This is a genomic window from Streptococcus thoraltensis DSM 12221 (genome assembly GCF_000380145.1).
GTDB classification, from domain to species: Bacteria; Bacillota; Bacilli; order Lactobacillales; family Streptococcaceae; genus Streptococcus; species Streptococcus thoraltensis.
Genome location: NZ_KB904633.1, coordinates 1 through 23,374 on the forward strand (window position 1 = coordinate 1; position 23,374 = coordinate 23,374).

Here is a 23,374-nt window from a genome sequence, read left to right on the forward strand (position 1 = left end):
CCCAAAACAAGCTCCACATGATCACGATGATTCCAAATATCCACAAGTGGTGTAAAATCACCTGAACGGCTGTCATCGTATTCTAAAAAGAAGATGTCATAATTGAGTTGACCCAAATATTTAGCAACGACATCATAGCCACCTTCGTAGAGGTAGGTTGATTTAAAATTTCCTCGACAAATATGCGTTGCAAGAGTCAAGTCATCAGGTAAGCCCTCTAGGGCTTTGTTTATGATATCCACAATCTCTTGAGCTTGCGCACGATAGCCATCAAGTTCTTCTCCGCTAGTTTCGTTTAATTTGGCAATCAAAAATGCCCAAGTCGTATCGTCCAACTGTACATAACGTGCTCCCAAATCATAAAAACGTTGGATAGTGTCATGGTAAGCTTGCGCCAAGTCATTTAGGTAGTCCTCACGACTGTCATAAAAATCCAAGGCTAAGTCGCTACGACCATCACGGAAAACCATAGATGGACTTGGAATAGTGATTTTAGGCGTCACACCTTCTGGCGTAATTGATTTCAAATACTCAAAATCACGGTAGAAGGGATGGTTAGGATTTTCCGCAATTTTACCAGCCACACGAACGTTAGTCGTCCGTGTCTTGGCACCGTGAAACTTGTAAGACTCCTCCTGTAAGTAAGCTTCATAACCTGTCAGTTCCCACAGGAAATCCAAGTGCCACCAAGAACGACCGAATTCACCGTCAGTAACAACTTTCAAACCATTGTCAACTTCATGGTGAACCAAGTCTTTAACCAATTCATCCTGGATGTCAAGCAATTCCTCGCGAGAAATCTCGCCACTAGCAAACTGATCGCGAGCTTCTTTGAGCTTGGCTGGACGCAAATAAGAACCGACATGATCAAAATGATGCTGTACTTTAGACATAGACTTACCTCTTTTTCTTTTCTGGAATTAGCAGGGCGAATACTACCGCATATGAGTCTAGGATAACAAAGCCAGCTATAAGTGACAAATATAACTTTATTATATTAAGTCATAGGTGGAAACTATACTTAACATCTCAAAAAAAGTGTCAAGTAACTTTACTTTACAAAAAAGATATGTTATCATGCTATAGTTGATGAAAATTCATCTCTATATTAACTGGGCAGATTGAATACCAAGAATGATAACATTAAGGTAAATCTATAAGTCCCTGAATATTTACTTATCGAAAGGAAGAAACCAAAATGGCAGTACCTGCACGTCGCACCTCAAAAGCGAAGAAAAACAAACGTCGTACGCACTACAAATTAACAGCTCCAACTGTAAAATTTGACGAAACTACTGGAGATTACTCACGTTCTCACCGTGTATCACTTAAAGGATACTACAAAGGACGTAAAATCGCTAAAGCTAACGAAGCTAAATAATAGAAGGGAGATACCATGCGCGTAAACATTACACTTGAACACAAAGAATCTGGTGAACGCTTGTACCTTACTTCAAAAAACAAACGTAACACTCCAGACCGTCTTCAATTGAAAAAATACTCACCAAAATTGCGTAAGCACGTTGTGTTTACTGAAGTTAAGTAGACATTCAATACACGTCAGTTGAGACGAAAAACATTGATTTCATGCGATTTTTGAAATTTTAAATTTCAGTAGATTGCAATAAAAATCAGCCGAATGACTACATTTTTTGTGAAATAAATTTAGAAATTCGGATATGCAAAAAGCCCCCTAATCAATTGATTAGAGGTTTTTTTCTTGATTTTAACTCTATCAAATAAATCACCCCTGCGAAACTCTTGCCAGTATTGTTTATCAAATAACTCTAAAGCGTCTTCTTCCTCTTGGGTTAGTTCATAATCTTTAAAGCCGCTTACCTACAAAGCCCTTACCAGTCTTTCCAAAACCAATGACCAGTAAATCATATTGTTCTATAACATGCTCCTTTTCTTTTTTTCAACCTTAGTCTAGCAAAAAAGAAAATTTTAGACACAATTCCGTTACGGCTCTATTATGGAGTCCAAGTTGCAGAAAAAACATTACAATAACTGAAAAGGTTTAGATAAAAAATAGGTGAATAATAGACGAAATGTACTTTTTTTTTGATACAATGTATCTATACACTAGTTTATTAATACAGAAAGGTCAAACTATGAAAGAAAAATTTCAAATGTGTAAAACCTATCTTCTAGTCGTCTTAGCAACGATTGGATTTGTCAACGGTTGCAAAATTATCTTTGGAGAATTAGGTAAGCCAAATGGCATGGAAGCTAAATATCCTCTCTTTCTCCTAACCATTTCCTTGGTCGCTATCTACCTCATTCCCCTACTAGTACTGACATATTACTTAGCTAAACGCTATAACATTTCTAAACAAGTTATAGGTCTTAGCTGGCTTTTAGGCTTAACAGGTAGCATCTCTTTTTCTGAACTGGGACATACAGCTATTGGATATTTCCTACTCGAAATTGTTAAAGCTAGTGATAATTTCCTAAAAGACTGGGGCGCAGCTATTTCAGGTCCATTGGCAGAAGAAATCGGTAAAGGGCTAACTGTTCTACTTGTACTACTTATTTGTAGAAAAATGACACTAAAAAATGCATTGGTAAGCGGAGTGATTGTTGGATTAGGCTTCCAAATCATGGAAGACATCACCTTTGTATTTAGAGACATGTTCATGAATAAGTTAGACGGCTTTGAAACCATTCTTGAACGCGTTGGTCAAGCTGGTTGGGTTCATTGGGTTTTCACGCTTCTCTTTGCCATTGGCTTAGTAGCCCTTCTCACGAAAAATACAGGTATGTCAAAAGCACAGGGAGTATTTTGGATTGGTGCAAGCTTTGGAATCCATTTTCTCTTTAACTCACCATTCAACACTGGTATCTTCCAGACAGTGTTCCCTATCTTGAGTATTCTACTTGGCTTACTTGCCTATCGAACGGTTGAGAAACTATCTGAATAGACAAAAAATCCGCCTTTGAGTGGATTTTTTATATTCATTCTTGTTAGAACAAGCCGATAGCTGTCTCGTCTGCTGCCACATCCATGTTGAGAGCTGCGGGATCTTTTGGCAAACCAGGCATGGTCATGACATCACCTGTTAAGGCAACGATAAAGCCTGCACCCAATTTTGGCACAAATTCACGGAAACATCATGAGCCTTAAGCAAGTTCGGTACCTTAATGGCGATGAACTTCTCTGATCCGAGGTCAACTCCGAAACCTGCTTCTTTGACCGTGTAGCCGCCCAATCGCAAAGCTGTAATTGTTGCGAGAACTGAGTTACATCCGTGGGCAATATTAGCAAATGGACCACCATGGACAAAGGCAGGCGTGCCATAGATGGTTTGGACAAGGTTTGGTTTGATAGCATCTTTCAAAATAAGGGTCAAAGCACCTTCCACCGCCAAATCACGCACGTAGACAGGACTGCGGTCAAAACGATAAGCAATAATAATATTTGCCAAACGTTCTTTCAAGTCATTGATGTCTGTCGCCAAACACAAAATCGCCATGATTTCAGAAGCCACGGTAATATCAAATCCATCTTCACGAGGAATACCATTGAGCGCTCCCCAAAGCTAACTGTTACCTTTAAATCTTCAATGAGCCGATGAGCATGGAAAGAATTTACTTTCAGAACTACATAACGCTAGGAAAAAATTTTATTTTTAGAAATTTTTGTATCTATATTTCATTTCTAATTCTTGATAGATATAATATCTCAGAACTTCTTGAAGAAGCAATTTAGTCTCATACATCTCATGGACATCAGTTATCATTTTTAGATATTTATCTTTCGAATCACCATGAGTACAGTAATTTCGTGTTTGAGCTAATTTTGTTATTAATAATTCTCTATCACAGTCCGAAAAAATTTTAGTCTGATTAAGCTCATCTATTAAATTAATTAAATTTTTGAGGCGTTCGGAAAGACTAGGCTCTTTCTTCTTAAATTTCAATTTGTTTCTAAATTTTCTTCTGATTTCTTCTAAAATATGTGTATTTATAAAATCAACCAACGATTTTCTAGCTTTTTCTTCATCATCAGATAGACACTGTGGAATTTTAAAATTCTTAAAATTTCTAGAATAAACTTCTAAATTCCTAATAGCATCAATTAACTGGTCTTCTAAATATAAATCACCATGAAGATTTTTTGAAAATTGTCTCACTATAAATTCAAGTTCATCAGATTTATCAAACCAATGATTTAAAATATGTTCAAAGTTATCTTCTAGTTTCCTCAAAGAAATATCTTGCTGATAATTTTTCCATTTTTTAGACTTTCTAGCATGCTGAACGAAGTATTTTCCCTTTATAATCGGCAAGTGCTTATCTTTTAGCATTTTATAATCAACCAGAAACTCAATATTGGTAAATGATAATGGAGTATTTGATAAAATCTCAATAAATTCTTTAAATTTACGTGAAGACTGATAGAACTCATCGAAACATCTTGTGTTTGAGTCAACTGAAGTAAGTTTGATAAAATAGACACTTGTAAATGATGTATTTGTAAATGAAGAATGTAGTATCGCCATATCTTCAAAGTTCATCCCAAGTGATTTTATTAATACTTTTGTTGATTGATATTCATTTACTGCACTCTCAAAAATGGTTTGATTATCACCATGCTTAATGGTTACCAATGATTTTTCAATCCATTCTTCAATAGGTAGAAACGTTATTTTTGAAGTAATAAAGAGCTATCGGATGAATACCGTTGCCAACATCTGTCCCTGTAAACAACTCCTTACTGCCATTCTTGTCAATATCATAAAAAGCATAATGGCTGACATTATTAATATCTGAAGCAATTTTAGAGAGTGTATCTGCATATAGAGTCTCATAATCTTTTAAATCATTTTCCTCTGACTGTGACCTTGATGGTTCTGTAGCACCAGATTGATCAGATGTCGATTTTGTCACCGTTTTTTTGGATGACTGAGTCGTTTTCTTAGATCGTTTGAGAGTCTTACTAGCATTCGATTCTTTCTTAGTTGACTGCTTAGACGATTCAGGATTAGTTTGACAAGCACTTAATAGCAAGACACATGATAAGCTAATTCCTAATTTTAATAATACCTTCATATTCAGATCCTCTCGACTTTTTTCTCCATTATACACTAAAAATAGAAATAGATTTTCATTTTTTTGGATATTTTGAGATTTTTATCATTTTAATGACTAATAGATAAGATTTAGTTTAGAAAATCATTTTACAGAATAATATGCTAGAGACTACTATTCTAATCATACTTAATACTAACATCTCCACAACAATCTTATTTACTTCTCCCAATAATATAAGATAATAAAACTAAGCTAATTATAGTTCCCTCTATGACCACTATCGGTTGATGAAAAACAATAGAAATTAGCACGGATAATGTGACACAAATAATATCAATGCCATACCTATAGCTTGAAAATTCCCCTGATGTCAATGAAGACATCAGTTGACAGAATTTTTCTATTGGAAAAATTAATATTCCAAAATGGATTATTCTTCCCGTTCCAAAGCCAGCAATGCAGGTACCCATAATGAAAACAACAATTTTCATAATATAGTTAGAGAATAACAGATCAATAAAGATATCATAAACAAAAAAATTAATAGCGTAACCTAAGAATAGCACTGAGAACACCATCAAAGTATAATCTCTAAAACTTTTTCGCTTATCCATAAAATAACTGGTGATCAAAAATAAACCATTAATGATTCCCGTCACTGTTCCAATCTTTATATCAAATAGTTCTGCTACAGCAACATTGAAGGAATTGAAGCTACTAACACCAATATCCGCCTTGATTGTTAAACTAATCCCAAGTGCCGAAATCATATAAAATAAAAATGATAATATCGTCTTTTTTATCATAAGGCCCTCCTTTTCAGTTTCTATTTTAGCCTTATTAGCGTAAAATAAATATGAGAAATCTCATATAAAAAGGAATCATTATGACATCTCCTATTCAAGAATTGCTACCCGTCTCAATATTGGACCAAAGTAAAGTATTAACCTTTAATAACAACGAAACAATCATTCAAGAAAATCAAAATCTTGACTATCTCTTTTATATTCTGAAGGGTCGAGCCAAGATATATCACAACACTGAAAATGGAAAAACAATCCTACTTCATTTTTTAAACCAAAATGATTGGATTGGGGAATTGACCTTTTTAGAAATTGAAGAAAAAACAAAATACGTTGCTGCTATTGGTACAGTAGAAGTTCTAGCAATTCCTAAGAAGATTGTAACTTCCAAACTTTTAAACGATCCTTATTTTTTGAAAGAACTAAGTCAATTTATCGGAAAGAAGCTTTTAGAAAGAACGAATCATTTAATCAAGAATCAAGGATATCATCTCAAATATCGTTTGGCAACACTTATTATTGACTTATCGCATCATCAAATTTATTGTGAGAAACATACAACAATCGTTGATTATTTGGGGGTAAGTTATCGCCATCTTCTGCAAATTTTTAAGGAATTTCAAGAAGAAGGGTATTTAGAAAAGATAGGGCATCAAACATATATCATTGATTATCATAAACTAAAAAAACTTTATATTTTTAATAACTAAAAAAGCTGGAACAAGAGTCCCAGCCTTTTATTATCTGTAATGTTTTAATGCTGTAGCTCGTTTCACATAAGCCTAGAAAGCTCATAGCAGATGAAATCATTCGTACCGAAAATCAATTTCTCTAGTTTATCATTTCATAACTATTCCCATCATTTATGAAATCAGGTAGACAGCTATAACCATTATAACTTCCTGTAGCAAATCATTTTATATCTTCGGCAACTTAGATTTGTTCAATAGAAGTGAACTGATCAACACTGATAAGGAACTCATCGCCATTGCCAATCCAGCTAATTCAGGGTTAAGGGTTAAGCCAATGGCTACAAAGAGTCCAGCGGCGATTGGAATACCAATTAGATTATAGATCGAAGCCCAGAAAAGATTGAGGAGAATCCGTTTAAAGGTTTTCTTACTCATATCATAAGCTCTCACAACACCTAGCAAGTCATTTTGAATCAAGACAACGCCACCCGATTCGATGGCAATATCCGTTCCTGCCCCCATAGCGATACCAACATCAGCTAGGCTAAGCGCTGGAGCGTCGTTGATTCCATCACCGACAAAGGCTACTTTACCTTCTTTTTGAAGCGCTTTAATCTGGTCTGCCTTATCTTGTGGCAAGACATCTGAAATAACTTGGTTGATACCGACTTCCTCAGCAATAGCGTGCGCCACACGCTCATTATCACCTGTCAACATGACTGTCTTAAGACCCCTAGCTTCCAAGGCTCTAATAGCTTGTTGTGAGGTTTCTTTAGGCACATCCTGGATGGCAATAAGTCCAATGACTTCTGATTCTTTGGCCAAGATAACCACGGTTTTAGCTTGGTTTTGCAGTTCTTTCATTTGCTCTTCTAGAGAGTCTGGGAAGCTTCTACCTTCCTGCAAACGACGATTTCCCAAGAAGACTGATTGACCTTGATAACGTCCGGTGACGCCTTGCCCTTCTACAGCTTGGAAATTCTCTACAACACCAGTTTTAATCCCTTTATCGTCAGCATAAGCCATAATTGCTGTTGCGAGAGGATGTTCTGATGACGCTTCAAGAGCTGCCGCAATCCTTAGGACATCTTCTTGATCACCGACTACATCTGTCACACGAGGCTTACCTAGGGTAATGGTTCCTGTTTTATCCAAAACCACGGTATCGATATTTTGCAATTCTTGTAAGACAGTACCGTTTTTAATTAAGACACCCATCTTAGCACTTCGTCCAGTACCAACCATGAGAGCCGTTGGCGTCGCCAATCCTAGCGCACATGGGCAGGCAATAATCAAGACAGACACCGCATATATCATGGCCTGCGTACTACCAGAACCTAAGAAACTATACCAAACCATAAAGGTTAAAATGGCTAAAATAACGACAACAGGAACAAAAATCCCTGAAATCTTATCTGTCACATCTTGAATAGGGGCGTGACTAGATTGAGCTTTTTTAACAAAATCCACAATCTGAGCCAGCATAGTATCTTTACCAACCTTAGTGGCCTTAAAAGTGATGGTTCCGTTAGTGTTGAGGGTTGAGCCAATCACGGTATCTCCGACAGTCTTGCTGACGGGCATACTTTCACCAGTCACCATGGACTCATCAATGCTGGTTTTACCATCTGTAATAACTCCGTCAACAGCAATCTTCTCACCAGGTTTAACTTTAATCAGGTCATCGATGAGAATGTCTTCCAGAGCAATCTCTACAAAGTCACCATTTCTGAGGACACTAGCTGACTTGGCCTGTAAATCAAGCAATTTCTCCACTGCCTGAGAAGCATTTTTCCGCATCCGCTCCTCAAAAACTTGCCCCAAAAGAACGAACATGATGATAAATCCAGCACTCTCAAAATAAACTGGTAAGCCCTTGAAAATAGCGTAGACGCTGTAAAGATAGGCTACCGAAGTCCCCAGTGCTACCAAGGTATCCATGTTGGCATTGTGATTTTTAAAAGAAGCCCAGGCACTTTTCAGAAATGGCAAACCTGAGAAAACCATGATAATCGTTGTAAAGAAGAAAGTTCCCCACTCGATAATCTTATGGTCGATGATATGAGTAAACATGGCAATCATGAGAAAAACCATGGGGATTGAGCAGATAAAAGCTATCCAGAAGCGACCTCTAATCGTCATCAAAAACTCCTTTCTATTTTACAATGAGTTTTCCGTGATACATGTCCATACCGCAGGCAAAGCCAAATTCACCTTTTTCATTTGGCGTCACTTCAATAACGAAATCTTCTTTGACAGGAAGGTCAGCCTTGATATCAAAATCAGGGAAAACCACTTGGTCGAAACAAGCAGAGTCTGTTTGACGGTCAAAAATGATATGAGCAAGTACGCCTTTTTTTAAAACAATTTTTTCTGGTTTATAACCACCATCCACAAGCACGCGCACTTCTTGAAAATCACCTTTTTGAGTAGCTTTGCCCTCATTTTTCTTTTTAAAAAACATCCTAAACCCTCGTTTCTATTTGACAATTAATTTGCCGTAAATCATGTTCATGCCACAAGCAAAACCGAATTCTCCTGCCTCAGTAGGGGTAATCGTAATCGGAAAATCCTTCTTCATCGGTAGGTCCTCATGGATCCCAAAATCTGAAAAGACCACTTGGTCCAAACAGGATGATGGGTCCTTGCGATGAAAGACCAAAGTCGCTGGAATCCCCTTTTTCAAAACAATTGTCTGCGGAATATAACCACCATCAACTGATACTTGAATTTCTTGATGGTTGCCACGCACCACGGCTTCTTGTTGAGAGACTTCATGTTTGCCAAAAAACCACCAGATAATAAAGGCTATCATGGCTAAACCAAGTATTATGATGAGAAAATGTATCATGGCAATGCCCTTTCTTTTAAGTTTACATTTGTAGATATATTTTAACAAAGTTTCGCAGAAAGGTCAATTTCTTTTATGTTACTAATTAGTATTATTTGCTTTCCCCTCGAGACTAAGTTAAAATAGAGGTAAGGAGGAAAGTAATGCTATCAGCAATCGAAAAAACACTAAAATCATATCACCCCAGGCCTCTTGGACAAGATAGAGCCTATGCTGTACTCCTCCCTTTAATGCGCATTGATGACGAGTGGCATGTGCTTTACGAAGTCCGCAGTGAAAAGATTTCGCAACCTGGGGAAGTAGCCTTTCCTGGCGGACGTATCGAAGAGGGTGAATGCCCAGAAGCAGCTGCTATTCGAGAAACACAGGAAGAATTAAATCTTCCCAAGAAAGCTATCACAATCTTCGGAGAGATTGATTATCTTGTTCAACATCACCGAACCATCCATTGCTTTGTCGGAGAGATTAACATCAACTGTCTCTCAGCCATTTGCCCTAATAAGGATGAAGTCGCAAAAGTTTTTACCATTCCTCTCAGCTCACTCATGGAGACACCTCCGACTTACTACAAATTACGAGCCAAAATGAAGCCTGGGGAAGATTTTCCTGTTGATCGTCTACATAAAAATGGTAAAGATTATCGTTTCACATCACGCTCTGATAAAATCCCCTTTTACGAGCAAGGTCCCGAAACACTTTGGGGATTAACAGCCATGTTCACCCATCGCTTTACAGAAATCATAAAAGAATGCGACATTGATTAAAAAATGAAAAACGCATATCAAGACAAAAGGTTTAACATCTGGTTGCATAACCCTTGATGTTAAACCTTTTTTCATGTCTTTAAATCCTTAATATCATCAACATACTCTTTATACTGATGATATTAAAAAGTGAACCGGTTTCCCAGCTCACTCTCGTTTTATTTATGATTCAAGCCACGCTTAAGACTCTTGAAAAGACCGACATCATCTGTCTGCAAAATCAAACCTGCATAAGATTTACCAATGTATAGCGTACAAAGAACGGCTGTCGCTGCTAAAATACCTAAGGAAATCAGAGCTTCATTTGTGCTAGCGTAGCTATTAATTAGACGAATGGGCATAAAGAAGGATGATATAAAAGGTACATAAGAACCAATCTCTAAAATCACGTTATCATGACCTTGTTGCCCAAGAACGATGGCACCAATAAAACCTACAACAACCAGATACATAACAGGTTGTACCGCCTTGTTGACATCTTCTATACGCACGACCAAGGAACCACAAAGAGCTGCTAAAACAACATAAAGTAGGATACCAAAGATAGCAAAGAAGAGCATGGTCCAGTCTAAGTTATCAATAATGGTGTCCAGCATAGGTTTAACAATGTCAATCATGTCCTTACTAAATTCAAAGTTAGGCAAGAGCTTGTAGGCTAAGAATCCACCAAGGGCATAGATACCCAAATGGCTTGTAATGATCCCAAAAATCCCTAAAATACGCCCATAGAAATAGAGATTGGCAGGCACACTTGAGAAAATCACTTCCATGATTTTGGTTCCTTTTTCATTAGCAATCTCTTGAGCAGTTGAACCAGCATAGGTCAAAATAATGAAGTACATGATGAAGGTTAAGCCAAAGAAAGTGATGTATTTACCTGCTTTTTTCAAGTCACCTTTTTCTTTGATTTCCTCTTTAAACTGAGGTTCTTGCGCCAAAGCTTTAACTTGTTTTGGAGTCAGATTGGCCTCAGCAATATTCAATTGATTTTGCAAGCCTCCTAATACTTGGAGCAATTGCCCTTTGATATCCTTAGCGAGGCTAGAATGACCATGATAGGTTGCTTGTATTTTATTATCTGAAGTATCAACAAAGACATAACCTGGAATATCTTCAGCTTTTTGCGCTTTTTTTGCAGCTGTTTCCGTTTCATACTTTAGAGTAACACCATCAAGCCCTTTGAAAGCTTTCTTCAAAGAACTATCCGATAAAACTACAGCTAATTTGTCTGAATTGTTAGCTGCAGACCCTGTTAAGTAGCTTACTCCCATTGTAAAACCAACAAAGATAAAGGGAGATAGAACCATGAGGAGGAAGGCCCATGACTTGATTTGTCTTAGATAGGTTTCTTTAGCAACTAATAGCAGCTGTTTCATAATTCTACCCCCGATTTCATTTTGAAAATTTCATCAATAGTTGGTGCCTGTTGGTCAAATGTAGATATATAGTGCCCACCACTAATAGCTCTAAACAGCATCGGACCAGCGGCCTCATCATCTAGAACCAAGCGCCACTGACCTTGCTTAGTCTTACTAATAGAAGCCACGTGGGCTAGATTTTCCAGACGTTCTCTTGGCACATCATTTGAAACAAAGAGACGAGTGCGACCAAATGAATCGCGAATCTCTTGAATACTACCATTAAGCACGACCTCACCATCGCTAATCATAACCAAGGAGTCGCATAACTCCTCAACGTTAGTCATGACATGGTCTGAAAAGATTATCGTCGCTCCGCGATCTTTTTCTGCTAAAATAATCTCTTTCAAAAGAGCCGTATTAACAGGATCCAAACCAGAAAAAGGCTCATCCAAAATAATCAAATCAGGTTCATGAATCAGCGTAATAATCAACTGGATTTTTTGCTGATTTCCTTTTGAAAGGCTTTTAATCTTATCTGTTAGTTTCCCCTTAACTTCTAATTTTTCCATCCAAAGTGGAAGTTTCTTGCTTACTTCTTTACGAGACATTCCCTTGAGACTAGCCAAATAACGAACTTGCTCAAAAACAGTCAACTTAGGCATGAGACTGCGTTCTTCCGGTAAATAACCAATCCGATTATTAACTTTTGTTGTCAATGGATTGCCATCTAGCTGAATCTCTCCATCATAGTTTACAAAATTTAAAATGGAGTGAAAGAGCGTCGTCTTACCAGCACCGTTTTTTCCAACCAAGCCACAAATGCTGCCTGATGGTACTTCAAATGACATTCCTCTAAGCACTTCATTCTGCCCATAACTCTTAGAGAGTTGTGAAATCCTAATCATCCCTACCTCTTTCTAATGTTGGCTAACGTATTTTGCTATAAACCCAGCAAAATATTCTTAATAGTTCTATTCTAACATAAATAGTAGTTAAGCTAAAAGACATTTGTGAAAATTGTCTTTTAAAAATATATTATTTTTTTATATATAAAATATTGACATATATATAAAATCATTCTATAATCAATGTGTAGAATAATTATATATACCAAAAGGAGCTGATGACATGTACTTTCCAGTATCATCAACCTTGATTGAATTTTTGATTTTAGCCATTTTAGAAAAAGAGGATTCCTACGGTTATGAGATTAGCCAAACCATCAAATTGGTCGCAGCTATCAAGGAATCCACTCTCTACCCCATTTTAAAAAAACTAGGGCAGGCTGGCTATGTCTCTAACTACAGTCAGGAACACCAAGGGCGTAAACGCAAGTACTATGCTCTAACGACTGAGGGAAAAGAGCACCTCACTTATTTAAAATTACAATGGAAAAGTTATAAAGATACCCTAGACGGGATTGTGGAAGGGAGTTTGAGACATGACAAGGACTGAATACTTAAAGCAGCTAGATAACTACCTGCACCGTTTACCAGAAGAAGATTACAAAGAAGCTATGGAATACTTCACCGAATATTTTGACGAAGCTGGACCTGAAAACGAGGACCGTGTTATCGAAGAGCTGGGAACACCTAAGGAAGCTGCACAAGATATTCTCAATGCTCTTTGGGATAAAAAAGAAGGTGAGGCAGACCATAGCAAAAAATCGCGCGCTAAAATCCTCTGGATTGCCATCCTAGCACTTTTTGCTGCACCTTTGGCACTTCCTGCTATCGTTCTAGTCGCAGGGCTTATCTTTGCCTTCATTGCTATGATTTTTGCCTTTGTTGTCGCAGCCCTTTCACTCCTAATAGCTGGCATTGCTGTTTTAGGTGTTCTCATTTGGGAAAGCTTCACACTGGTGCCAAATTCTTTAGCAGCAATGGCTTTAGGGATTGGAACGGGGCTGTTAGTCTTAGGAATAGGCTTACTTCTTTGGCTCCTGTTGATAGCACTAGCAAAAGCAATGACTCGTGTCCTCCTAGCTATTATTAGTCGTTTCACTAAGAAAGGAAGTGCAGCATGAAAAAATCAAATAAATTTCTTTTCATTCTTTCCCTCATCTTTATTAGTTTTGGAACAGTAGCTATTTTATGGGGAAATAGCCATGATGGTCTAAAAGACATCAAAGAAGCAACAGCAGCTAAAAAAGTCGAACAAGAGCTATCCAGTTTTAAACACTTAGAACTCAAACTAAACACCCGTGACCTCATTATTGAACCATCCAAAGATGACAAATGGCATCTGACATACTACACTGATCGTAAGGTTTTAGGAGAATTAACAGTTAAACAAGATGGTGATAAACTATCTCTCAACCAAGCTGATGAAACTACCACTGTCACAGGACTACTATCAGCTTTAGGGTATTACCTCAATAATCAAGACATAGATAGCCATGATGTTGTCTTATCTGTTCCTAAAAATGCTAAATTTGATAGCATAAAAGGCTATGTTTCAGGCTCAACTCATCTCTATAATTTCCCAATCGAAGAGGTCGATCTAACATCTGATTCCATCTACACTGATGACACAGTAATTTCAAAAGCTAACTTTTCAGCTAATTCTCTCTACTTGGACAATAGCAATATCAGTCAATTGAAACTAGATGCATCTGACTACCTTTCTTTAACAAATTCTACAATTAAGGAGGGACAACTCGATGGAGAATCTACAATTCTAGAAGTCGATAAAAGTCATCTCCAAAATACTTCCATTACAATTGCAAATGGATCCTTCACCCTAACAGATACTGAGCTAGATAATGTCAACCTATCCGGTGACAGCAATGCCATTACTGCTAAACAATTAGCTCTCAAAAATCTCATTGAAATCACCAGCGACTATAGTAACATCACTATTCATCTAGAAGAGAAGACACGTTCTACAACCAACTTCAATCTAAAAGTAACAAATGAAGAACTCAAAGTTTCTGATGCCATCACTGGTTCAGATCAGATTACTGCTGATGAGAATCAAGAAAATCATAGTTTTAATAAACAAGTAAAAGATAACAACGCAACCTTAACCATCAACAGCAAAGAAGGTCCTATCTCTATCAACTAAGGTTACGATAAGAAAAAGCTTCCCAAATTCGGAAAGCTCAGAATATAGACAAACCCTCTAAACGATAGAGAAATTAAAAGTGTAAGATTTTTATAAATAAAACAAACTCTTAGAAATGTTGATTTATACTCTTTTGACTTAACTTTGAGACATGGTTACTTTCGACTTCCCCTACTCATACTCAACGAAAATTAAAAGCAGACTAGGCGACACAGATAGCAGATAGAACTGTCTTCATCAAATCAAGTCAACAAGGTCTGCTTTTAATTTTCGAAGAGTATCAAGTACTGTTCGGCGTCTTTTCTGTTTCTTGTCTAAAAGTTAATTCATTTGACTATAGTAACCTTTTGTATTTTCTTTCTCCAAGAAAGCACAAAAGATTGAATAAAATCGTCCAAAATGGAGTCTCCTTCAACCTGAAACTCTCCAAATTTGAAAACTTTTTCTTAAAATAGTAAGGTAACGAGGGCTAAAATAGCCAGACCACCTTGTGTCAAGATGATTTTCTTATCAGCCGTCAATGCTCCATAAGCTGCGGCGAGAACCACATTAAGCAAAAACACTACTACCAGCGTCTGATTTCCCGTAAAAACCCCAAATAAAAGAAAAATAGCAATCAAACCATTGTAGATACCCTGATTCTTAAATAGTTTGCTGACCGAGTCGCGCGAGCGCTCCTCCTGAGACATATTAAAGACACGACCTGTTGCTTTCGACTGGGTTGCAAAAGTCTCTAAATACATGATATAAAAATGTTCCAAAGCTACCAAAGTAGCTAAAATAAGCGTAATAATTGACATACTTTCCTCTTTTCTGAAATAGCCTCACTTAGACTAACTTTATCTTGTTATCATATTACAAAAAAAGCTAAATCGCACTTATTTTGTCTCTTACATCAAAAACATGTTAACTTATTCACAATAATGTGATACAATAAAAGAAAAATGAAAGAGTAACCTATGAATAAAGATACCGTTATCAAGCGCCTACGTGAAGAGCTAAAAATGCCTAAATTCAATGCTTTCTTTGAGGAAAAAGACTATAGCGAAGCAGACTATCAACAATTAAAAACCGACCTACTCAATTACTATCGTGACTATGTTGATAATGTTGAAGCAGATTTCCAAGGTGGTTTAAAGACCAACGATGGTCGTAAATAAATAATACTCTTTAAAAATCAAAAGCAGACCTTGTTGACTTGATGTGATGACCTTCAGTTCTATCTGCTATCTGTGTCGCCTAGTCTGCTTTTGATTTTCATTGAGTAGCAGTTGAACACTAGCAAATTGCTAGTGTTTTCTTATTCTAGAAAAGAAAAAAGCTTTGATAGGAAGACCTGTTCAAAGCTTTTTATAGGGGATTATTTTGCAAATTCAGCAGCTTTTGTACCTGCCTGACGACCGAAGACAACGATGTCAGCAACAGCGTTACCACCAATACGGTTGCTTCCATGCACACCACCAGTTACTTCACCTGCGGCAAAGAGACCCGGGATAGTTGATCCATCTTTTTTCAATACCTCTGTATTAGTATTAATTTTTAAACCACCCATGGTGTGGTGGATACCTGGTGCAATCTTGATTGCATAGAAAGGAGCTTTTGAAATGTCACGGTCCATGCCTGTCGTACGACCAAATTCTGAATCTTTCTTATCAGCAACAGATTTGTTCCAAGAATCAATTGTTGTTTTCATGTTCTCTGCTGAAACATCCATTTTCTTAGCTAGTTCTTCAATAGAATCAGCTTTGACAACCATGCCTTTTTCTTCGTAAGTGTCAATTGATTTTGAATGTTCACGAAGTTGTTGGTCAAAGACAACATATGCTGAACGTTCTGGAAGTTTGTTGATAGCTGCAGAAACGTTATCACGTGTTTCCATTTCATTGTAGAAACGTTTACCCTCTGCATTGATAAGGACAGCACCTTCACCACGGATTGCTTCTGATACAAGGAAAGGATCTTTACCTTTTTCTTGATAGACAGTAGGGTGAATTTGGATTTGATCCATTTGAACAGTATCTGCGCCGAGTTTCTCAGCAAGGGCAACACCATCACCAGTTGCACCTGTATGGTTAGTTGTCACGTAGTTTTTCAATTCTGGTTTGTATTCAGTGATCATCTCCATGTTAGCACCGAAACCACCAGCTGTATCAACAACGGCTTTGGCTGAGATTGTTTTTGTTTTCTTAGCCATTTTAACTTTGATACCAGTTGCAGCACCATCTTTTTCAGTAATCTCAGTTACGTCTGCATTTACAAATACTGGAATTTTTTTCTCTTTCAAGTTGTTGTAAAGACCATCTACCAAGTAACCACCTACAGCTGAACCATCTGCTGGACGGTGAATACGTTCTTTAGAGAAACCACCTGAGAATGTAACATCGCTCAAAGTAATCCCCATACCATCCAACCAGTCAATCGCTTCAGCAGAGTTATCTACCATGTAGCGCAGTAATTCTGGATTGTTAGTACCTTTACCACCTTTTAAAGTTTCTTCGTAAAACAAATCATTAGTATCTTCGATACCTTGTTCCTTTTGGAATTTTGTTTCTGAAGCATTCATACCACCTGATGATTTGTTCGTATTACCACCGATGATAGGCATTTTTTCAAAAATAGCAACCTTTGCACCAGCCTCTTGAGCTGAAAGAGCAGCTGCCATACCAGCACCACCAGAACCTACAACGACAACATCATAGCTATCTTTGACCTTTGATGGATCTGTATACGTTTTTTGTGAAGCACCTGAAACAGCTTCTTCTTTTGAAGACGATGATTTTGTCTCTTTAGAAGCATTAGATGATTTTCCACAAGCTACTAAGACAAAGATTGCTAAAAAGCAAGCTAAAATCTTAAACCAATTTTTTTTCATGTCAATCTCCTTGCATTTTCTTTCACAAAGAATTGTATCTTAAAACGGAAACGCTGTCAATATTTTGTGAAATTTTTTCAGAAAAAACAATTAAAAAACAAAGTATCAAAGGCGTCAATTTGCCACTTTCACTAGCCAAATCAAAACATTAGAGGAAGAATTAGGTAAAAAATCAGGATTTTAAACAAAGCAAAAAAGCCCGTAACCACGGGCTTTCAAAGTACTTAATCTTAAAATTAAAGCATTTTGTTGTAGAATTCAACGATAAGTGCTTCGTTGATTTCTGGGTGGATTTCATCACGTTCTGGAAGGCGTGTAAGTGATCCTTCAAGTTTTTCAGCATCGAATGCTACGAATGATGGACGTCCAACTGTAGCTTCAACTGCTTCAAGGATAGCTGGAACTTTAGCTGATTTTTCACGAACTGAGATTACTTGACCGACTTCAACGCGGTATGATGGAATATCAACGCGTTTTCCGTCAACAAGGATATGACCGTGGTTTACGAATTGACGTGCTTGACGACGAGTAGTTGCAAGACCTAAACGGTAGACAACGTTGTCAAGACGACGCTCAAGAAGAAGCATGAAGTTGTAACCAAGGATTCCGCCTTTGATTTTAGTAGCTTGTACGAACAAGTTACGGAATTGTTTTTCACTCATTCCATAAGTGAAACGCAATTTTTGTTTTTCAGCCAATTGCAAACCGTACTCAGAAAGTTTTGAACGGTTGTTTGGTCCGTGTTGTCCTGGAACATAGTTACGACGAGCAAGCTCTTTACCTGTTCCTGTAAGTGATAAGCCTAAACGACGGGCTTGTTTCCATGATGGTCCTGTATAACGTGACATTTAAAATGTCCTCCTCTTTATTTTTTGAAACTAGCTAACTAGCTTCCATTTCTGAGGAAATAAGATTGTTCAATCCTGATTCGTGCAGATGCCCTTCGCCTAAACAGCCAAGGTTACTTGTATTTCAAGGTATCTGTTGACGAGCTTCATAATGAACTGCCATTATTTCACACAAAGAGTATTTTAGCATTTAATTACCCTTTTGTAAAGGAAATTTCTCTAGTCTTTTTTTGGAAAAATATAGTAGTAAAAGACTAAACCAATGATGATAGCTGCTGGGATAGCACAGAGGTTGCATTGTATAGATACTTCAATGATGGCCTTGATAAGGGTAGCTGGTTGATTAAACAAAGCAGAATAATCCAAACGTCCACTCAAGATAAGCATTGACAAACCAAAAATCAACACGTAGGCGACTACTGCGTAGCGAAAGGCTAGCTTTTTGAGATTAACTTGCTGATATGAATCCTCAACAACCAGTACCTCTAGGGGAAGCTCTAGTATTTTTGACAATTCAAGCATATTTCTTTTGCTCGGATAGGTGTCCCCATTTTCCCATTTTGAAATAGTCTTATCTGATACTTTTATTTTTTCTGCCAAATCTGCTTGTGTTAAAGCATATTCTTGACGATACTCTTTTAACTTGATGGCTAAAATCGTTTCTTTTTCCAAAATCTTTCACCTCTTTCCTATTTTTTAAAAACATTTTAATTAAAAATAGGTCTCTTGTATAGGAAATCATTGAAAATAGAGAAAAAGAGAATTATTCTAGTTGACTTTTTCTTTACACCACTGTCAACTTAAGTGTAAAGAAAAAACCTCCATGGAGGTTTTGGGCTCATTCTGGCGTTCCTTCATCAAAGTAACGAATTAAGGTTTTTTCTGTCAAAATATCAGAGTAGGTGTAGGATTCAACGTAAGAATTATTAATTGCTCCCGGTTCAGTTGATTGTTCATTATATTCAACGATAAATAATGACTGATATACTTCAATCAAGCGACCGATTTTTGTTTTTTCACGTTTACGACCGTTCTCTAAAGTTAACTCAACTAATTGTCCCTCATGATTTTTGACATCATCTTTAATTTTTTTCATTTTTGCTACATCAGCAAATGCATCACTCATACGGTTTCTCCTATTTCTTAGACAAGTTTCTTTACAATCTTGTCAACTTACCTATCAAGTTTAAAACTCTTCAAATTGAGCTATACTTGAAAACTTATTGTATTCTTTTTGGAACATTAACTTAACTGTCCCACGCGCTCCAGCACGGTTTTTCTCAAGGATAACTTCAACGGTATTATCCTCAATAGCATCCTCGGCTTCCTCACCTTCTTTACGATAATAGTCATCTCGGTAAAGAAAGGCAACGATATCCGCATCTTGCTCGATAGACCCTGATTCACGAATATCCGAGAGAACTGGTCTCTTATCTTGACGTTGCTCAACACCACGGGAGAGCTGACTAAGAGCAATGACTGGGACACGTAATTCTTTTGCCAAAATCTTCAACTGACGAGAGATTTCTGAAACTTCTTGTTGACGGTTTTCCGGTCGTGTTCCTGAAATTAACTGCAAATAGTCAATTACAATAAGACCTAGTCCACCGTCAACTTCTTGTGCTAATTTACGAGAACGCGCTCGAATTTCAGTAATCTTGATACCCGGCGTATCATCGATGTAAATTGGCGCTTCCGCCAAAGCACCTTGAGCAATCATAACATTAGTCCAATCTTGCTCTGTCAATTGCCCCGTACGCAAGGAATGTGAATCAATCATACCTTCTGCAGCTAACATACGGTCAACAAGACTTTCCGCCCCCATCTCAAGAGAGAAAATGGCTACAGCCTTATTTTGTTTTGTCCCAACATTTTGAGCGATATTGAGAACAAATGCAGTCTTACCAACCGCAGGCCGAGCAGCTAAAATAATTAACTGATCTGGGTGTAAACCTGTTGTAATGCGATCCAAATCTCTGAAACCCGTTGGAAGTCCTGTAACATCGGACGTCTGTTGGGCACGAATTTCAAGATTTTCAAAGTTTTGATCAAGCACACTCGCAATCGTCCTAAACCCACTACGATTACTATGCTCATTAATCTCAATCAAAGCCTTCTCTGCGCCAGCAATAATTTCCTCTGACTCAAGCGCCCCCTCATAGGCTTCGTTGACAGTATCTGTCAAGCGCTTGATAATATTGCGCAACATGGCTTTTTCAGCCACAATTTTAGCGTAATAATCAGCATTAGCACTGGTTGGCACACTATTGACCAACTCAACAATATAAGAGAGGCCTCCGATATTTTGAAGGTCTCCTTGACTATCAAGAATATTTCTAACAGTTGTGGCATCGATAGCATCATGACGATCACTTAGGGTAACCATAGCTCTAAAAATAACCTTATGAGCATATTTATAAAAATCATCTGCTTCGATAAATTCACGAACCGTTATCAGCTTGTCTGGTGAGATAAAGATTGATCCCAAAACAGACTGCTCGGCTACCAAATCTTGTGGCTGTACACGTAATTCTAGTGTCTCCGCCATCTTCTCACCTCCTTGTCAATCTTGTGTAAATCTTTATAGACGATTATGCCTCTTTAACGGCCAATTTTATATCAGCAGTTACTTCTTTGTGTAGTTTAACAGGCACTTCAATCAACCCAATCGCACGGATTGGATGGGCTAATTCAATGTGACGTTTATCCACTTTAATGCCAAATTGTTTTTGCAATTCTTCAGCAATTTTCTTAGCAGTAATCGAACCAAAAGTACGACCGTCTGGGCCAACTTTTTCTGTAAATTGCACACGAGTTTCTTCTTTTTCAAGCTCAACTTTTGTTGCTTTTGCTTCTGCCAATAACTCCGCTTGATGTTTTTGTTCTGATTTTTGTTTACCTTTTAGCTCACCGATAGCCTGATTAGTTGCTTCCTTAGCCAAATTTTTCTTTAACAAGAAGTTTTGTGCATATCCTGTTGGAACTTCTTTAATTTCCCCTTTTTTGCCTTTGCCTTTAACGTCTTGTAAAAAAATAACTTTCATTATCTACTCCTCTTCTACTTCTTTATCAATAATATCTAATAATTGGGCTTCTAAATCAATAACAGCAATATTATCACATTGGCAGGCAGCAAGGTTGAAATGACCTCCCCCGCCCAACTGTTCCATAATGCGCTGAACATTGACATTGTTGCGGCTTCTTGCGGAAATAGTCGTTTGACCCTTAGAATTCTTAGAAATCACAAAACTTGCCTCAATATCTGCCATCATTAACAGACTATCAGCAGCCTTACTTGCAATAACATTATTGTAAGGGACATCCTCTGGACCACTAGCAATCATAATATGCTTTTTATATGGCTTCGCTCTTAGAATTAACTCATTAACCTGACGGTATTCTTCAAAATCGGTTGCTGCGATAGATTGAATTTCAACACTATCACTCCCCAAGGTTCTAAGATAACTTGCCACATCAAAGGTACGGCTAGTTACTCGAGTTGAGAAATTCTTCGTATCAAGCATAATACCAGCCATCAAGAGACTAGCTTGAAGCTTGTTTAATTTGCTAGATTTAGCATTTTGGAAAGTAATCAATTCTGTAACCAATTCTGCCGCAGAACTTGCACCACTTTCAATAAAAGTTAAAACAGCATTGTCAGGGAAATCATCATCGCGACGGTGATGATCCACGACAATTGTCTCACGGAATTCATCAAACAATTCTTTTGAAAGCGTCAGACTTGTTTTAGAATGATCAACCATAATCAACAACGATCTGTGATCAACCATCTGCAAAGCTTCCGAAACCGTCACAAGATTTGTTGATTCATCTTGTTTAAGCCGATCGATAGCTCTCTCAATGTCCATTCCCATGTCACTCGGATCATATACAACGTAAGATTCTGAAACCAACTGACTCGCAAAAAATTGCATTCCGACAGAAGACCCCAAGGCATCCATATCTAAACGACGATGTCCAACAACAAATACTTTATCAACTGATTTGATTTTGTCCGAAATAGCTGACATCATCGCGCGAGTTCTAGTACGTGAACGTTTTACAGTTGAAACCGTTCCTCCACCAAAATACATCAAGTCTGCATGCTCTTCATTTTCCTTAAGAACAACTTGATCACCACCGCGAACTAAGGCTATATTGAGATTTTCTTGGGCGATAACCCCAATTTGATTGTGATTTCCTCTACCGTAAGCAATCCCCATACTTAAGGTCAATGATAATTCATATTCTTGAGCTTCCTGACGGAAACGATCTAAAATATCAAATTTATCATTGATTAGCTTTTCAAGGGTGCCATAATCGGTAAAGAAATAAAATCGGTCCATCGCAACACGACGATAGAAAATAGCATGTTCTTCAGCAAAATTTGCGATGAAATTAGCAACAAAACTATTAATACTTGAAATATCAGCATCAGCCATGTTATCTGTGAAATCATCATAATTATCGACAGACATAATCCCAATAACAGGACGTTTTTTGATAGTTTTTTGGCTACCTTCAATTTCTTGGCTAGCGTCAAAGAAGTAAAAGACACCGGCTTCTAAGTCCATATAGGAATTGTACCTAGCTTCGCCAATCGTAATACTACGAGCAAGTGCTCCCTGTTTATGGGCTTCAAGTAAATCAAGAACAACTTGTGTGTCAAATTGTCCTGTCTCTTGATCGCTGAAAATCAACTGAGCATAAGGATTATACCAGTCAATTTCACTTGCTTCTGGATTAAACTTAATGACCCCAACTGGCATCTTATCAAGTAGCGTCTTTAAACTTACCTCAGTTTTATCATTTAACAGTTCGATTTGTTCATCTTCAGATAACTGATAACTTTCTTTCTGAAAATAAAGCAATGCCGTCAAAAATAAACACGCCAAAAAAATAGCAATCAATAAGCTGGTTTCTGACTGTGTTAGACGTACACTGATGGCCAATAAACCAAATACAATCATGCCAATCATCACAAGATGAATGGTTTCAAAACGAAATCTTTTCATTTAATAACCTCTTAAGGTCATATTATACCACAAAAAGCCCTGAATATCAGGACTCTTTGCACCTA

General features: G+C 37.4%; 26 protein-coding genes and 2 pseudogenes. 9 read left to right on the forward strand and 19 right to left on the reverse strand.

Annotated elements, in window-relative coordinates; translation table 11 throughout:
- Positions 1-893 (reverse strand): 5-methyltetrahydropteroyltriglutamate--homocysteine S-methyltransferase (locus tag A3IA_RS0111135; protein ID WP_018381402.1); only part of this gene is annotated, 893 nt, incomplete at its 3' end.
- A gap of 305 nt (positions 894-1,198) precedes the next feature.
- Between A3IA_RS0111135 and rpmF the strand changes: the two genes are divergently transcribed.
- The 3 genes from rpmF (at position 1,199) to A3IA_RS0111150 (ending at position 2,924) form a co-directional block, all read left to right on the forward strand.
- Positions 1,199-1,381 (forward strand): 50S ribosomal protein L32, encoded by a 183-nt coding sequence (gene rpmF, locus A3IA_RS0111140; protein WP_018380522.1) that lies wholly within the window; start codon positions 1,199-1,201, stop codon positions 1,379-1,381.
- Between the two features lie 15 nt (positions 1,382-1,396).
- The gene (gene rpmG, locus A3IA_RS0111145) at positions 1,397-1,546 is read left to right on the forward strand and encodes a 50S ribosomal protein L33 (protein WP_001265622.1); all 150 of its coding nucleotides are present in this window, start codon (positions 1,397-1,399) and stop codon (positions 1,544-1,546) included.
- 568 nt (positions 1,547-2,114) lie between these two features.
- Positions 2,115-2,924: a PrsW family glutamic-type intramembrane protease gene (locus A3IA_RS0111150; protein ID WP_018381403.1), complete on the forward strand. Its 810-nt coding sequence runs from the start codon at positions 2,115-2,117 to the stop codon at positions 2,922-2,924.
- Between the two features lie 43 nt (positions 2,925-2,967).
- Here A3IA_RS0111150 and A3IA_RS13730 read toward each other — a convergent pair whose 3' ends face one another.
- The 5 genes and pseudogenes from A3IA_RS13730 to A3IA_RS0111175 form a co-directional block, all read right to left on the reverse strand.
- Entirely contained in the window at positions 2,968-3,099 is a 132-nt protein-coding gene (locus A3IA_RS13730; protein WP_051072819.1) for a formate--tetrahydrofolate ligase, read from the reverse strand.
- Positions 3,100-3,104: 5 nt separating this feature from the next.
- A pseudogene (locus tag A3IA_RS13160) lies at positions 3,105-3,542 on the reverse strand (formate--tetrahydrofolate ligase); the annotation flags it as partial.
- 90 nt (positions 3,543-3,632) lie between these two features.
- A pseudogene (locus A3IA_RS12180) lies at positions 3,633-4,655 on the reverse strand (HEPN domain-containing protein); the annotation flags it as partial.
- The gene (locus A3IA_RS0111170; protein ID WP_018381406.1) at positions 4,633-5,055 is read right to left on the reverse strand and encodes a hypothetical protein; all 423 of its coding nucleotides are present in this window, start codon (positions 5,053-5,055) and stop codon (positions 4,633-4,635) included. The pseudogene A3IA_RS12180 and the gene A3IA_RS0111170, both read right to left, overlap by 23 nt.
- A gap of 194 nt (positions 5,056-5,249) precedes the next feature.
- The gene (locus A3IA_RS0111175; protein WP_018381407.1) at positions 5,250-5,843 is read right to left on the reverse strand and encodes a YczE/YyaS/YitT family protein; all 594 of its coding nucleotides are present in this window, start codon (positions 5,841-5,843) and stop codon (positions 5,250-5,252) included.
- An 80-nt stretch (positions 5,844-5,923) separates the two neighbouring features.
- Here A3IA_RS0111175 and yeiL point away from each other — a divergent pair, with 80 nt between their 5' ends.
- Positions 5,924-6,550: a transcriptional regulator YeiL gene (gene yeiL / locus A3IA_RS0111180; RefSeq protein WP_018381408.1), complete on the forward strand. Its 627-nt coding sequence runs from the start codon at positions 5,924-5,926 to the stop codon at positions 6,548-6,550.
- A 207-nt stretch (positions 6,551-6,757) separates the two neighbouring features.
- On the opposite strand, the gene A3IA_RS12185 is transcribed toward yeiL, so the two are convergent.
- Genes A3IA_RS12185 through A3IA_RS0111190 form a run of 3 tightly spaced genes read right to left on the reverse strand, consistent with a single transcriptional unit; the run spans position 6,758 to position 9,383 of the window.
- The gene (locus A3IA_RS12185) at positions 6,758-8,674 is read right to left on the reverse strand and encodes a copper-translocating P-type ATPase (protein WP_018381409.1); all 1,917 of its coding nucleotides are present in this window, start codon (positions 8,672-8,674) and stop codon (positions 6,758-6,760) included.
- Between the two features lie 13 nt (positions 8,675-8,687).
- Positions 8,688-8,996, reverse strand: a complete 309-nt coding sequence (locus tag A3IA_RS13290; protein WP_018381410.1) for a cupredoxin domain-containing protein — start codon at positions 8,994-8,996, stop codon at positions 8,688-8,690.
- 15 nt (positions 8,997-9,011) lie between these two features.
- Positions 9,012-9,383 (reverse strand): cupredoxin domain-containing protein, encoded by a 372-nt coding sequence (locus A3IA_RS0111190; RefSeq protein ID WP_018381411.1) that lies wholly within the window; start codon positions 9,381-9,383, stop codon positions 9,012-9,014.
- A gap of 143 nt (positions 9,384-9,526) precedes the next feature.
- Here A3IA_RS0111190 and A3IA_RS0111195 point away from each other — a divergent pair, with 143 nt between their 5' ends.
- Entirely contained in the window at positions 9,527-10,147 is a 621-nt protein-coding gene (locus A3IA_RS0111195; protein ID WP_018381412.1) for an NUDIX hydrolase, read from the forward strand.
- 158 nt (positions 10,148-10,305) lie between these two features.
- Here the strand turns inward: A3IA_RS0111195 and A3IA_RS0111200 are convergent, their stop codons facing one another.
- Together A3IA_RS0111200 and A3IA_RS0111205 are read right to left on the reverse strand one after the other, a co-directional pair.
- Complete coding sequence (locus tag A3IA_RS0111200; RefSeq protein WP_018381413.1) at positions 10,306-11,523, reverse strand: ABC transporter permease; 1,218 nt, start codon at positions 11,521-11,523, stop codon at positions 10,306-10,308.
- Complete coding sequence (locus A3IA_RS0111205; protein WP_018381414.1) at positions 11,520-12,413, reverse strand: ABC transporter ATP-binding protein; 894 nt, start codon at positions 12,411-12,413, stop codon at positions 11,520-11,522. The genes A3IA_RS0111200 and A3IA_RS0111205 overlap by 4 nt, the downstream gene beginning before the upstream one ends.
- Positions 12,414-12,636: 223 nt before the next feature.
- On the opposite strand from A3IA_RS0111205, the gene A3IA_RS0111210 reads away from it, so the two are divergent.
- Genes A3IA_RS0111210 through A3IA_RS0111220 form a run of 3 tightly spaced genes read left to right on the forward strand, consistent with a single transcriptional unit; the run spans position 12,637 to position 14,574 of the window.
- Positions 12,637-12,963 carry a PadR family transcriptional regulator gene (locus A3IA_RS0111210; RefSeq protein ID WP_017769257.1) on the forward strand — a complete coding sequence of 109 codons (327 nt, stop codon included), beginning with the start codon at positions 12,637-12,639 and terminating at the stop codon, positions 12,961-12,963.
- Positions 12,950-13,534, forward strand: a complete 585-nt coding sequence (locus A3IA_RS0111215) for a DUF1700 domain-containing protein (protein ID WP_018381415.1) — start codon at positions 12,950-12,952, stop codon at positions 13,532-13,534. The genes A3IA_RS0111210 and A3IA_RS0111215 overlap by 14 nt, the downstream gene beginning before the upstream one ends.
- Positions 13,531-14,574 (forward strand): DUF4097 family beta strand repeat-containing protein, encoded by a 1,044-nt coding sequence (locus A3IA_RS0111220; RefSeq protein ID WP_018381416.1) that lies wholly within the window; start codon positions 13,531-13,533, stop codon positions 14,572-14,574. The genes A3IA_RS0111215 and A3IA_RS0111220 overlap by 4 nt, the downstream gene beginning before the upstream one ends.
- A 446-nt stretch (positions 14,575-15,020) precedes the next feature.
- On the opposite strand, the gene A3IA_RS0111225 is transcribed toward A3IA_RS0111220, so the two are convergent.
- Positions 15,021-15,374, reverse strand: coding sequence for a DUF1304 domain-containing protein (locus A3IA_RS0111225; RefSeq protein WP_018381417.1), 354 nt, complete (start codon positions 15,372-15,374; stop codon positions 15,021-15,023).
- 159 nt (positions 15,375-15,533) lie between these two features.
- Here A3IA_RS0111225 and A3IA_RS0111230 point away from each other — a divergent pair, with 159 nt between their 5' ends.
- Positions 15,534-15,734, forward strand: a complete 201-nt coding sequence (locus A3IA_RS0111230; RefSeq protein ID WP_017769319.1) for a hypothetical protein — start codon at positions 15,534-15,536, stop codon at positions 15,732-15,734.
- Between the two features lie 200 nt (positions 15,735-15,934).
- On the opposite strand, the gene A3IA_RS0111235 is transcribed toward A3IA_RS0111230, so the two are convergent.
- From A3IA_RS0111235 to A3IA_RS0111265, 7 genes are all read right to left on the reverse strand, one after another.
- The gene (locus A3IA_RS0111235; RefSeq protein WP_018381418.1) at positions 15,935-17,446 is read right to left on the reverse strand and encodes a flavocytochrome c; all 1,512 of its coding nucleotides are present in this window, start codon (positions 17,444-17,446) and stop codon (positions 15,935-15,937) included.
- Positions 17,447-17,682: 236 nt separating this feature from the next.
- Positions 17,683-18,294 carry a 30S ribosomal protein S4 gene (gene rpsD, locus A3IA_RS0111240; RefSeq protein WP_017769317.1) on the reverse strand — a complete coding sequence of 204 codons (612 nt, stop codon included), beginning with the start codon at positions 18,292-18,294 and terminating at the stop codon, positions 17,683-17,685.
- A 219-nt stretch (positions 18,295-18,513) separates the two neighbouring features.
- Positions 18,514-18,966, reverse strand: coding sequence for a helix-turn-helix transcriptional regulator (locus tag A3IA_RS0111245; RefSeq protein WP_018381419.1), 453 nt, complete (start codon positions 18,964-18,966; stop codon positions 18,514-18,516).
- Positions 18,967-19,132: 166 nt separating this feature from the next.
- Positions 19,133-19,420, reverse strand: coding sequence for a Veg family protein (locus tag A3IA_RS0111250; protein ID WP_018381420.1), 288 nt, complete (start codon positions 19,418-19,420; stop codon positions 19,133-19,135).
- 60 nt (positions 19,421-19,480) lie between these two features.
- On the reverse strand, positions 19,481-20,842 hold the full coding sequence (gene dnaB / locus A3IA_RS0111255) for a replicative DNA helicase (protein WP_018381421.1): 1,362 nt from the start codon (positions 20,840-20,842) through the stop codon (positions 19,481-19,483).
- 43 nt (positions 20,843-20,885) lie between these two features.
- Positions 20,886-21,338, reverse strand: a complete 453-nt coding sequence (gene rplI, locus A3IA_RS0111260) for a 50S ribosomal protein L9 (RefSeq protein ID WP_018381422.1) — start codon at positions 21,336-21,338, stop codon at positions 20,886-20,888.
- 3 nt (positions 21,339-21,341) lie between these two features.
- A complete protein-coding gene (locus tag A3IA_RS0111265) occupies positions 21,342-23,309 on the reverse strand; it encodes a DHH family phosphoesterase (RefSeq protein WP_018381423.1) in 1,968 nt (655 codons plus the stop codon).
- Positions 23,310-23,374 lie beyond the last annotated feature (65 nt).

Coding starts and splice junctions, on each gene's coding strand:
- A3IA_RS0111220 (WP_018381416.1), top strand. CDS start 13,531: ATGAAAAAATCAAATAAATTTCTTTTCATTCTTTCCCTCATCTTTATT.
- rplI (WP_018381422.1), bottom strand. CDS start 21,338: ATGAAAGTTATTTTTTTACAAGACGTTAAAGGCAAAGGCAAAAAAGGG.
- A3IA_RS12185 (WP_018381409.1), bottom strand. CDS start 8,674: ATGACGATTAGAGGTCGCTTCTGGATAGCTTTTATCTGCTCAATCCCC.
- A3IA_RS0111195 (WP_018381412.1), top strand. CDS start 9,527: ATGCTATCAGCAATCGAAAAAACACTAAAATCATATCACCCCAGGCCT.
- A3IA_RS0111265 (WP_018381423.1), bottom strand. CDS start 23,309: ATGAAAAGATTTCGTTTTGAAACCATTCATCTTGTGATGATTGGCATG.
- A3IA_RS0111230 (WP_017769319.1), top strand. CDS start 15,534: ATGAATAAAGATACCGTTATCAAGCGCCTACGTGAAGAGCTAAAAATG.
- dnaB (WP_018381421.1), bottom strand. CDS start 20,842: ATGGCGGAGACACTAGAATTACGTGTACAGCCACAAGATTTGGTAGCC.
- A3IA_RS0111200 (WP_018381413.1), bottom strand. CDS start 11,523: ATGAAACAGCTGCTATTAGTTGCTAAAGAAACCTATCTAAGACAAATC.
- yeiL (WP_018381408.1), top strand. CDS start 5,924: ATGACATCTCCTATTCAAGAATTGCTACCCGTCTCAATATTGGACCAA.
- A3IA_RS13290 (WP_018381410.1), bottom strand. CDS start 8,996: ATGTTTTTTAAAAAGAAAAATGAGGGCAAAGCTACTCAAAAAGGTGAT.
- A3IA_RS0111250 (WP_018381420.1), bottom strand. CDS start 19,420: ATGAGTGATGCATTTGCTGATGTAGCAAAAATGAAAAAAATTAAAGAT.
- rpmG (WP_001265622.1), top strand. CDS start 1,397: ATGCGCGTAAACATTACACTTGAACACAAAGAATCTGGTGAACGCTTG.
- rpsD (WP_017769317.1), bottom strand. CDS start 18,294: ATGTCACGTTATACAGGACCATCATGGAAACAAGCCCGTCGTTTAGGC.
- A3IA_RS0111150 (WP_018381403.1), top strand. CDS start 2,115: ATGAAAGAAAAATTTCAAATGTGTAAAACCTATCTTCTAGTCGTCTTA.
- A3IA_RS0111170 (WP_018381406.1), bottom strand. CDS start 5,055: ATGAAGGTATTATTAAAATTAGGAATTAGCTTATCATGTGTCTTGCTA.
- A3IA_RS0111175 (WP_018381407.1), bottom strand. CDS start 5,843: ATGATAAAAAAGACGATATTATCATTTTTATTTTATATGATTTCGGCA.
- A3IA_RS0111225 (WP_018381417.1), bottom strand. CDS start 15,374: ATGTCAATTATTACGCTTATTTTAGCTACTTTGGTAGCTTTGGAACAT.
- A3IA_RS0111235 (WP_018381418.1), bottom strand. CDS start 17,446: ATGAAAAAAAATTGGTTTAAGATTTTAGCTTGCTTTTTAGCAATCTTT.
- rpmF (WP_018380522.1), top strand. CDS start 1,199: ATGGCAGTACCTGCACGTCGCACCTCAAAAGCGAAGAAAAACAAACGT.
- A3IA_RS0111215 (WP_018381415.1), top strand. CDS start 12,950: ATGACAAGGACTGAATACTTAAAGCAGCTAGATAACTACCTGCACCGT.
- A3IA_RS0111205 (WP_018381414.1), bottom strand. CDS start 12,413: ATGATTAGGATTTCACAACTCTCTAAGAGTTATGGGCAGAATGAAGTG.
- A3IA_RS0111210 (WP_017769257.1), top strand. CDS start 12,637: ATGTACTTTCCAGTATCATCAACCTTGATTGAATTTTTGATTTTAGCC.
- A3IA_RS0111190 (WP_018381411.1), bottom strand. CDS start 9,383: ATGATACATTTTCTCATCATAATACTTGGTTTAGCCATGATAGCCTTT.